A 10000-nucleotide genomic window follows, 5' to 3' on the forward strand; every position below is an offset into this window, starting at 1 on the left:
AGGGAAACGATTCATCCAAGGAGGACGTGAACATGCACGTCAAGCACTTTACATGCCCTCCTGGGTCGCGCGCAAGTACGACACTGACTTCAAAAAACTATACGATCGAATGATTGAAAAAGGAAAACCTAAGAAAGTCGCCAGCACCGCTTTAATGCGTAAACTGCTCGTCCGACTCAATGCCATGATGCGAATCCACCTGAATCAAAATTAAAAAAATGGTTGAATTTTAAGACAGTCGCTACGAATCAATCTTACAGCAGGCCGCGGCGCTCCAGCAGGTACTCGGTTTTGGGTTCGCGGCCGCGGAATCTCTTGTACAATTCCATGGCGTCTTCACGCCCCAGTTTCTCCAGCATGTAGAGGCGGAATTTCTGTGCCAGTTCCTGGTTGAAGAGGCTGGTTTCCTTGAAAGCGGCGAACGCGTCGGCGTCCAGGACTCCCGACCAGATGTAGGAATAGTAGCCGGCGGAGTAGCCTGAGATGATGTGGGAGAAGTAGGTGGAGCGGTAACGCGGCTGGATCTCGGGAATCAAACCGATCTCATCCAGGACCTTTTTTTCAAAGGCGTTGACCTCGATGTCTTCAACACTTGTCAGGCCGTGCCATTTCTGGTCCAGGATGGCGGCCGCCAGGTATTCCACGGTCTCGAACCCCTGGTTGAAGAGGCTGCTTTTGCGGATCTTTTCCACCAGTTCGTCCGGGATGACCTCTCCGGTCTTGTAGTGTCGGGCGTAAACCGCCAGCAGTTCCGGTTCCAGCGCCCAGTTTTCCATGATCTGCGAGGGGAGTTCAACGGCGTCGCGGGGGATATGGCGGGTCTGGTAACGTCCGTCCGAGAACAGGGTGTTCAGGGCGTGGCCGAATTCGTGGAAAAAAGTCGTGACTTCGTCAATACTCAGCAGGGAAGGAGTCTCGCCGGCGGGGCGGGTGAAATTGCCGGTAACCGTGGAGAGCGGCGAGATCTTTTTACCGTCGCGGGTCCAGCCGTCGCGGAAACCGCCGCTCCAGGCGCCGCCGCGCTTGGATGCGCGGGGATGGAAGTCGAAGTAGACGATTCCCAGGTGGCTGCCGTCAGCTTCCTTTACCTCGTACACCTGTACCTCTTTGTTGTAGACCTGGATGTCCGTGCGGGGTTCGAAGGTCAGGCCGTACAACTGGTTGCACAAATGGAAGATTCCCTTTTTTACGTTTTCCAATTCAAAGTAGGGGCGCAACTCGGCATCATCCAGCTCGAATTTTTCCCGGCGCAGCTTTTCCGCGTAATACCACCAGTCCCAGGACTGGAGTTTGAAATCACCGCCTTCGCGGTCGATGATGGCCTGCATCTCGGCGGCCTCCGCCTTGGCGCGTTTAAGCGCGGGTTTCCACAGCTGCATCAGGAATTCGTCCACCCGCTGGGGAGTTCCGGCCATGCGGTTTTCCAGGTAGAAGTGGGCGGGGGTTTCATAACCCAGCATCCCGGTGCGCTCGATGCGCAGTTGCATGATCTCTTTGAGCACGGCCTTGTTGTCGTGATCATTGTCGCGGTCTCCGCGCATGAAGTAGGCGCGATAGAGCTTTTCCCGCAGGGGGCGGTTTTTGGAGTATTGCAGGAACGGGTACATGCTGGCCCTTTGAGTGGTATAAACCCATTTGCCGGGCATCTCGTATTCTTCGGCCGCCTCTTTGCCCATGGTAACCACACTTTCAGGCAACCCGGCCAGGTCCGCCTCATCTTCGATAACGATATGGGAACTGTTGGTTTCCTTCAGCAGGTTTTCATTGAATTGCAGCCCCAGCAGCGAAAGCCGCTGGTTGATTTCGCGCATGCGCGTTTTCTGCTCATCATTCAGTAAAGCGCCGCTGCGCACGAAATCCTTATGGGTGTGTTCCAGCATGTAGGCCTGTTCGGCATCCAGGCCCAATTCGTCCCCCTGATCGTGCAGGGCCTTGACCCGGGCAAACAGTTTTTCATTCAGGGAGATGTTGTCGCTGTGGGCGGATAGTTTGGGCGCGATCTCCTTGGCCGCGGCCTGGAGTTCCGGGGAGGTGTCCGCGCTCATGAGGCTGTAAAAAACACTCGCCACGCGTTCCAGGGACTCACCGGTGCGGTCCAGGGCCTGCATGGTGTTGATAAAAGTGGGGGCCTCCGTGTTCTGAATGATGGCATCCACTTCCGCCTGGTCAAGCTTGATGGCTTTCTCGACCGCGGGAACGTAATGATCGACCTTGATGCGGTCAAATGCCGGGGTCTCGAAAGGAGTCCCGTGGTCGGTAAAGAAGGGATTCTCCGTTTCCTGCGGTTTTTCTTCCGAGGACGAACATCCAGGCATGGTTGCAAACAAAAACAACAATGCCGTGGCACAAAAAACAATCCAGATGATTTTACTCAATGCAAACCTCCTCAAAAAATTGGCCGATCCGCCTGAGTGGCGGAGGCACTCATGATATAGCAGATCCGCAACGGAAATGAAAGCGTCCGGGGTGTCAAGGAGCGGGAAAATCGCGTTCGCCAAAGGCATCGGCATGGTAAAACGCGTAAAAGAAACGGTTGCGCAGAATGTTCTTGACATAATTGCGGGTCTCGCTGAAAGGGATCATCTCGATGAACTGTTCCTCGGAAACGTCGCCGAACTGCCGCAACCAACGGTCCGCGCGGTGATCGCCGGCGTTGTAGGCCGCCAGCGCGAGGTAGATGCGGTTGTCGTATTTATCCAGCAACTGACGCAGGTATCGCGTGCCCCAGCGGATGTTGATTGCCGGTTGGACCAGTTCCCGGCGCAGCCGCGAGGTCAGGCGTTTGCCGCTGATGTGGGCATAGGTGCTGGGCAACATCTGCATCAGACCAAAGGCATTGGATTGAGAGCGGCTGTCGGGCCGAAACATGCTTTCTTCGCGGATCAGGGCGCTCACCAGGAAAGGATCCAAATCATGGTCGCGGCTGTGGCGTGCGATGATTTCGGTGAATTCAAGCGGGCATAAGATGTGACGCAGGAATCGGGGCAGACGCATGGCGTGGTAATCCGGAAACCCCTTGCGATAAGCCACGAATGCGTGGTAGTGCCGGTTCAGGCGTATTTCAAGCAATGAGATGGTCAGGGTCAGGAGGGCGGCGTCCGCTGAATGGGGCGGCACGGATGCCCTTGCCCATTCGAGATAGTTTCGGGCCGGCTTTACCAGCCCTGATTCCATCAGCGCCAGGCTGCGTTGCAGGTGGCGTTCGGTTTCCGGAGCGATTGCTGAATCCAGCCGCGCGGCAAATGTTTGCAGTCCCCTTTGCAGGCCCGGTATGTGGTCCTTTTCCGTGCGCACGAAATAGTAGGTAAAAGGCGCGCTGATCAGCGGGAACTCTTTCTCCCCTCCCAGGTGCCGGTACCAGAAAGTCGAGGCGACGCGGTAGCCCGGTTCAGGCGCGTGGGTTCCCCTTTGAAAAAGGCGGCGTGCTTCTTTTATGCGGTACTGCTTGATTCTGATCCAGGCGTTGACCCACAAGGCTTTCCAATGGCGTGTATCTTTCTTTGCGGTAACTTGAACCAGCTTTGTGTAGGCGCGGGAGGCGTGGTCCAACTGGTTGTCCACGAGAAAAAGTCCGGCCACATCTTCCAGCAAATCCGCGTGGGTTCGGGGCTCAGCCGCCAGTGCCCCGATCCGTTGCCAGATATCAGCGGTCCGCCCGGCGCGGATGTCCATTTTAATGCACAAAGCTTTTTTGCGCGCACTGAAACGGGGATGATTCACGCGGTCCAAGTGCCGGCGACATTGGTTGAAGTGACGGCGACGGTATTGATATGCGGCATGATAATACTGGGTGATGTTGTTGTCCGTGCAGTTGCGGGCTTCCTGGATGATCTGGGACCACCGCCCCAGTCCGGCGAGGTGCTGAAAGCGTGCTTCCCAGTCTCTTGTCGTGACGGCTGTTTTTAGTTCACGCTGCAGTTTTATGGGCAGTCCTTCCAGAATCCTTCCCAGCGAAGTCCGGGGAAACAGTTCGTGCAAAAGCGGAGATGCGGCATCAGCTCCTTCAGTGCGCGCAAGTGCTTTGAGAACACGGATACGCAGGGCTGGGGAACGCGGCGGGTGAATTTGGTTTCGTTCCGCCATTTTGGCGTATTGCCGGGAATGATCCAGCCAGCGATAGATGAGTTCGTTTTTTTCTTGCCACAGAAAAGGATTTCGGCTGGATATTGTTCGCAGGAACCGGGGCATTTGGGCGGGAATCTCGCGATTTTGCAGTTTTCGGGCTTGTTCCAGTCGCATGATGGCCTGCAGGAACGGCTTTTCCGGGCGGGTGGCGGGCAGGCTTACCAGTTTTTGTTGCCAATCCGGTTCGCCGGTATCGGCATCAAGGCGTGATATCTGCCGCTTGACGGCGCGCAGGATTTGATAGTTGCTAATCAGGTGGGGATTGAGCTTTTCGGCTGCAATCGGAGCCGGGGCGGGAACAAAGCGATATACCCCCCATGCCGCGACCATGGAGACCACGAGCAGCAACTCCAGGTGCAGCAGGGAGCGCAAAAACCGGAACCTAAATCGCCTCAAATGGGTATTCCTTTAATACGCCCCGGTTCCCCTTGGCCAGGATCTTGATCAGCTGGGTTTCAAAAATTTCCATTTCGTCATGTTTGCGTATGAACTCTTCGCGGGCCTGGTCGATGGTGTCGCGCAGGGCGGCGTATAGATCCCCACTTTCAATTCCGTCTTCCACCGCTTTCTGATTGTACAGGATAATGTCATTGAGAATCACCCTGGCTTTGCGCTCAGGATCGTGACTCAGCAGGGAGGGGCCTTTGGTCTTTTTGGTGGCGGGGACGAAGTCGGCGGCGGTGTCGGGTTCGGGCTGGGGTTCAGAGTCGCCGATAAACTCCTGGGTTTTGACCCGGGCCAGGATCTTTTGACGCAGGGGCAAAAGATCCAGGCTCATTTCTCCGGTCTTGGCAAAGATCTCGATCTCTTTGCGGCCGATCTTCGCGTCTCCTTCAAAGGCATCCACGTAAATGACAGCCTGGGGCTTTCCTTTGACAAAGAAAGGCAACACCACAATTTCTTTGGGAGCGGCTCCCCCAAATCGGCTGAAGATCAGGTGGTCATCTCCACGGGGTGCCGGCGCGCCGGAATAGGCCTTGCGGTTTTCCAGCACGTGCCGGAAAACCGTGTCCGCTGAAAGGGAAAAAAAGACGGTTTTTATCTCTTTGTCGCTTACGTTGCTGTCGTGATCGTCGAATCCCTTTCCCCGCCATCCCACCAACTTGTCATCCCGAAGTAGAAAGAGGGCGGAACGGCTGGAAAACAGGTTGATGGCGTTGAGCAGATTGGATATCAACTTTAACTGGTTTTCAGAGGCCGCAATGGCCATCACTTGCTCATGGATCAACTTGACCACGTTGTCGGCGTTTGTAACCGGGGGGACCAAATCCCGGGGAACCTGAAAAGCGTCAAATCCATGGATCTTCTTGATGCTTTCCAATTGCTGCATGATGCTTTCCTGGATCTCGTGAACCTGGGCCACGACAAGCCCCTTTTTCTCATTGAGAATGGTTTCAATCAGTCGCTTGATTTTGTCTGCGGACATGGATGGCCTCCTTTGCGTTTCCGGCGCGATATGGCCAGTTTGGTTCATTTTTCGTTTACCATTATATCCCGGATTCAATCCGGCTTGCCAGGATTTCCGGCAGGCCGACGCCGCGAATCTTTTTCTGAGTCTTTCGATAATCATAAGAGAAGCGTATGAACTGGACCTCGCGCTTATTCGCATCAAAAAGCACAAAGCTGGGCATGGGATTTTTGTCTCTGGGTTGTCCGATAGATCCCGGGTTGATGAGGTAGCGAGTGTTGGGGTCCAATCGAATGCGGCATTTTTCACTCAGGGGCACGGATTGGATTTTTTCATTGCGCATCAGGTACATAACGGGAAAATGCGTGTGCCCGAAAAAGCCGATGGCTGTCTCCATGAACTTAAAGGATTCCGCGGCCTCAAAATTAGAGAATACATAATAATCTTCGTCAAACGTGGATCCATGACAGAGGGTGATAAATCGCTCAACCATTACCGGCCCCTTGGGCAAGTGTTTCAGATAAGCTTGGTTATCCGTATTCACCTGGATTTTGCTCCATTCGGCGGAGAATGCGGCAACGGGGTTAAAAAGGGAGGATGACTCCAGGTCAGCCACGACCTTGTCATGGTTTCCGCGAACCTGGCTGGATACATCGAGCTTGCGAAAGCGACTGATCACCTCATTGGGGTTGGGGCCATATCCCACCAGGTCTCCGAGAAACAGGAAACGGGATGCCTTGCGGGCCGCGGGGTGTTCCAACATGGCCTCGAATGCTTCCAGATTGCTGTGGATATCGCTGAAAATAAGGTATTTCACCGTTTTCCCCGCGGGGTGGTCTTCATTTACCCCCCCCCGTTCTTTATGGGTGGCTTTTTGCCGTCCCGGTGCGTCTCGTAGAGTTCACGGGCATTATAGGAGCTTCTTACCAATGGTCCCGAGGCCACAGCGGAAAACCCCATTTTCAATGCTTCGGATTCCAGTTCCCCGAACTCTTCGGGGGCATAGTAACGTTCGACTGGAACGGATGACGTGGTGGGTTGGCAGTATTGGCCGATGGTCAGCAGGGATACCCCCCGGTTAAACAACTCGCAAAACAAATGCCTTAACTCAGTCCGGGTTTCACCCAGGCCGACCATGATTCCTGATTTCGTGATCGCCCCTCGGTTCGTTGCCCGTTGCAACAGCATCAGGGAACGTTCGTATTGCTCCAATGGCCTGCCCACCCGCCGGTATTGTGAACGGACGGTCTCAATGTTGTGATTGAGCACATGGGGTTGGCTGTCCAAAACGCGATTCAGCGCCGCTTCGTCTCCGCTGAAATCGGGAATGAGCACTTCCACCAGGAGGTCGGGGATTTCTCTCTTCAGGGTGGAAATGACCCGCACAAAATGGCTGCTGCCGCCGTCAGACAAATCATCCCGGGTGACGGAGGTGATTACCGCATAGCGCAGGTTCATGACGCGGGCGGTCTCGACCAGTTTCGCCGGCTCATCGGGATCGAGGGGGCGGGGGCTCCCGTGCGGTACCGCGCAGAAATGGCAATCGCGGGTACAATGTTCGCCCATGATTAAAAAGGTGGCGTGTCCGTGGTTCCAGCACTCGCCGATGTTGGGGCAACGGGCACTGCGGCAAATGGTATGCAGGCCACGCTGATCCAGGGCCCGTTGGATACGGGTGAATTCTCTTCCCCCCGGTATCGAGGCTTTGAGCCAGCGGGGTTTGTTTTGTCGCCTGTGCGTTTCCCGGGCAGAGTCGCCAATGATTTTCATGAGATCAGATAGAGACGGTTCTGGGGCCGGGAAAGCCAGCGGGCGCCGTCAGGGGTGACCTGCACGATTTCTTCGATGGTGACCACGCCGTGGTGTTTCAAGTAGAGCCTGGGCTCAATGGTAAAAACCTGTCCGCTTTCCAGGGGCGCAAAAGGAAGGTTCCCATAGCGTTCCCATGCCGGGGCCAGCAAGGCGCCGCCATCGTGCGCGTCGCGACCTACCTGGTGACCCAAAGCATGCGGGTATTCCCCATACCCCCGCGAAATGATGTATTCGCGGGCGATCGTGTCCACGTCTACGCCGCGAAGCCCCGGTTTTATGCAATCAAAGGCGGCGTTGATCGATCCGACGATCGTGTCGAATCCGTGGATGACGGTCTCGGGTGCTTCCGTTTCCCCTTCTTTCAGCATATACCAGGTCCGCTGCAGGTCCGAGCAATATCCGTCCACCCGGACGCCGAAATCGGTGTTGAACACGTGGCCACGCTCCAGCAGGCGGTCCGTTGGACCGGAGTGGGCCCCTGTTTCCTGCGGGCCGGTAAACACGGATGGACAGTGCTCTTCGTCCCAGGCGGGTTCCAGATTCCGCTCCAATCGGGCCTGGGTGATCATCTCGGCCACTTGTCGTTCCGTCCAACCCGGACGCACCTGGCGGGTGACTTGATCGTAGATTTCCAAAGTGATATCAATGGCCTTGCGAATGCGCCGGATTTCCTCTTCGGATTTGCGCCCCCGCAATGCCGCGATCACCGGTTCCGCCGCTATCCAGCGGTCGGGATAGGGAGTTTCGGCCAACAATTGCTCGAGTTTCAGGAATTTTCCATGAGTCAACCCGTCTGCCGCGGCGGAATCCAGTGAATAATTCAAAGCGATGTTGCGCGGATTGTACTTGTCCAGGATTTCAACCAGGGTTTCCCTTGGAGAATCCCGGTAAGTATGGACATAACGGAAGAGGTTGAGGCGCTGGAACTTCTCGCCGTCAAGGTTACCCACCACGGCATGTGTTTCTCCGTTGGCCAAAACCAGGAAAAAGGAAAGCCAGGTCACGCCGGTACCGACAATGAAATCCATGACCGGATCCGAGAGGACCCCGGACTCCTGGTCCACGGTCATCCAGCAATCCACTCCGATCTCATTCAGGATATCAACGGACTGGCAGAGCTTCTCATGTACCATCCGGCCTCCTAGTTCAGTCTCGACATGGCCTTGTTTGTGGCTTTTTCGTATAAATCCTGATTAAAACGGATGTCGTACTCTTCTCTTTTCTGATAGATGAACGAGGCCACAATCCGGTTGCGCAGCTCCTGCAGCTTGCGCTGGTAAAAAGCTTCGCGGCTGTTCTTGAAATCTTCTTCCGCCATCACGTGGATGGAAGTGGGCCGTACCATGACGACTGCGTTTTCATACGCAATGGGTTCGGCAAAACTTCCCGGCGTCAGGGCGAAAATCCGCTCATCTAATCCCGGTTTGAGCGCCATTTCGGCGAGGCGGTTTCCACGTTTATACGTTACCGGCTCGATCTCCAGGTCGCGGCGCTGCAACAATGCCTTGAGCGCATCCTCGTTTTTCGCGGAGTTGAGACGCTGCATCAACTCCACGGCCTGCTTTTGCAGCAGTACCAGCCGACGTGCCTGGACGTATTTTTCCCGGACTTTCTCTTTGACCTCATTAAAGGGTTGGACCTCGGGAGTTTCAATTCGATCCAGACGAACAATGGCCATGCCTTTACCGAACTCCACCGGAAACGCGGTTTCTCCTTCTTCCATGCTGAAGAGTTTGCGCGAAATCATGCCCATGTCATCGAGTTCTTCCAGGGTTTCTCCATTGGTCACGGCTTTGGTCTGAATAGCGGTGATGCCCATGGCCCGGCATTCAGCGGCGAGATCCTCGCTTTTGGCGACGCGGTTGTGTACGGTTTCCAGTTTTTCTCTGACCAGGGCGTTGACCTTGCGTTGTTTCAGAATCGAATCAATACGTTCAGATACTTCAGTGAAGTCAGAGGTTTTTTCCGAGGATTTCTCTGTAACCAGAAGAATGGAAAACGCATCGCCGGTATCCACCGGAGTGGATATCTCACCCTGGGCCAGGCTGTTGATGATGCGTTGCTCCTGGGCGGTCAACGTGCGCCATGCCTGCAGTCCCCAGTCACCGCCCTGAGTTGCCTTCTCGCCTTGGGAGCGTTCTTTGGCCGTGGCGGCGAATGTGTCTGCGGTGACGTTGTCGGCCAGGGATTGGGCGTCAGTCAAGACTGTTTCACGATCATCTTCGCCGTATTCGAGCAGTATCCTGGAAACCCGAATCTTTTCCGGGATTTTAAACATTTCGCGGGTTTCCTTGTAGTAATCGAATTTTTCCTTGCGGTCGACTGTCACCTCCGATTCAAAATCGCTGAATTGGAAGGCCACAATGGTGCCGGCCCGGCGTTCCCGGCTTTTAAACAGTGGTTTGTTCGCATTGTAGAAGGCCTGAAGTTCTGTATCGGGTGATGGGATTTCCTGTTTGATGCGATCCGGGCTCAAGCGGATCACATCCAGTTCGGCACTGTCCATTTCGCGGTGATAGAGGTCCTCTAAATGATCGGGAGGAATCGCCAGGCCTGCGCTTAACAGGGATTCGAATTTGTCGCGCACGATTTCGCGACGAAGGGATTTTTCAAACTCCTTGACATCAATGCGATTGTAAGCCAGCAGATTTTCGT

7 protein-coding genes (1 of these 7 cut by a window edge) are annotated in these 10000 nt (G+C 55.1%); all 7 read right to left on the reverse strand.

Features of this window, described 5'->3' with window-relative positions:
• Positions 1-254: 254 nt before the first annotated feature.
• On the reverse strand, positions 255-2315 hold the full coding sequence (locus ENN40_00295) for a M3 family peptidase (GenBank protein HDP93791.1): 2061 nt from the start codon (positions 2313-2315) through the stop codon (positions 255-257).
• Between the two features lie 154 nt (positions 2316-2469).
• Entirely contained in the window at positions 2470-4521 is a 2052-nt protein-coding gene (locus ENN40_00300; GenBank protein ID HDP93792.1) for a lytic transglycosylase domain-containing protein, read from the reverse strand.
• Positions 4508-5551, reverse strand: a complete 1044-nt coding sequence (locus ENN40_00305) for a hypothetical protein (protein ID HDP93793.1) — start codon at positions 5549-5551, stop codon at positions 4508-4510. The genes ENN40_00300 and ENN40_00305 overlap by 14 nt, the downstream gene beginning before the upstream one ends.
• A gap of 61 nt (positions 5552-5612) precedes the next feature.
• Entirely contained in the window at positions 5613-6350 is a 738-nt protein-coding gene (locus tag ENN40_00310; GenBank protein HDP93794.1) for a metallophosphoesterase, read from the reverse strand.
• A gap of 26 nt (positions 6351-6376) precedes the next feature.
• Positions 6377-7303, reverse strand: a complete 927-nt coding sequence (gene lipA, locus ENN40_00315) for a lipoyl synthase (protein ID HDP93795.1) — start codon at positions 7301-7303, stop codon at positions 6377-6379.
• Complete coding sequence (locus tag ENN40_00320; GenBank protein HDP93796.1) at positions 7300-8478, reverse strand: aminopeptidase P family protein; 1179 nt, start codon at positions 8476-8478, stop codon at positions 7300-7302. Before ENN40_00320 ends, lipA begins: the two co-directional genes overlap by 4 nt.
• Positions 8479-8486: 8 nt before the next feature.
• Positions 8487-10000: the 3' portion of a hypothetical protein gene (locus tag ENN40_00325; GenBank protein HDP93797.1), read on the reverse strand. Its footprint extends 415 nt past the window's final position; the window shows 1514 of its 1929 coding nt (coding positions 416-1929); the start codon falls outside the window, past its right edge; its stop codon occupies positions 8487-8489.

The sequence above is a fragment of the Candidatus Aminicenantes bacterium genome (genome assembly GCA_011049425.1).
In the GTDB taxonomy this organism is placed as follows: Bacteria; Acidobacteriota; Aminicenantia; order UBA2199; family UBA2199; genus UBA876.

Excerpts from the sequence above, each read along its gene's own strand:
- ENN40_00295 (HDP93791.1), bottom strand. The coding sequence starts at position 2,315 with ATGCCTGGATGTTCGTCCTCGGAAGAAAAACCGCAGGAAACGGAGAAT.
- ENN40_00305 (HDP93793.1), bottom strand. The coding sequence starts at position 5,551 with ATGTCCGCAGACAAAATCAAGCGACTGATTGAAACCATTCTCAATGAG.
- lipA (HDP93795.1), bottom strand. The coding sequence starts at position 7,303 with ATGAAAATCATTGGCGACTCTGCCCGGGAAACGCACAGGCGACAAAAC.
- ENN40_00320 (HDP93796.1), bottom strand. The coding sequence starts at position 8,478 with ATGGTACATGAGAAGCTCTGCCAGTCCGTTGATATCCTGAATGAGATC.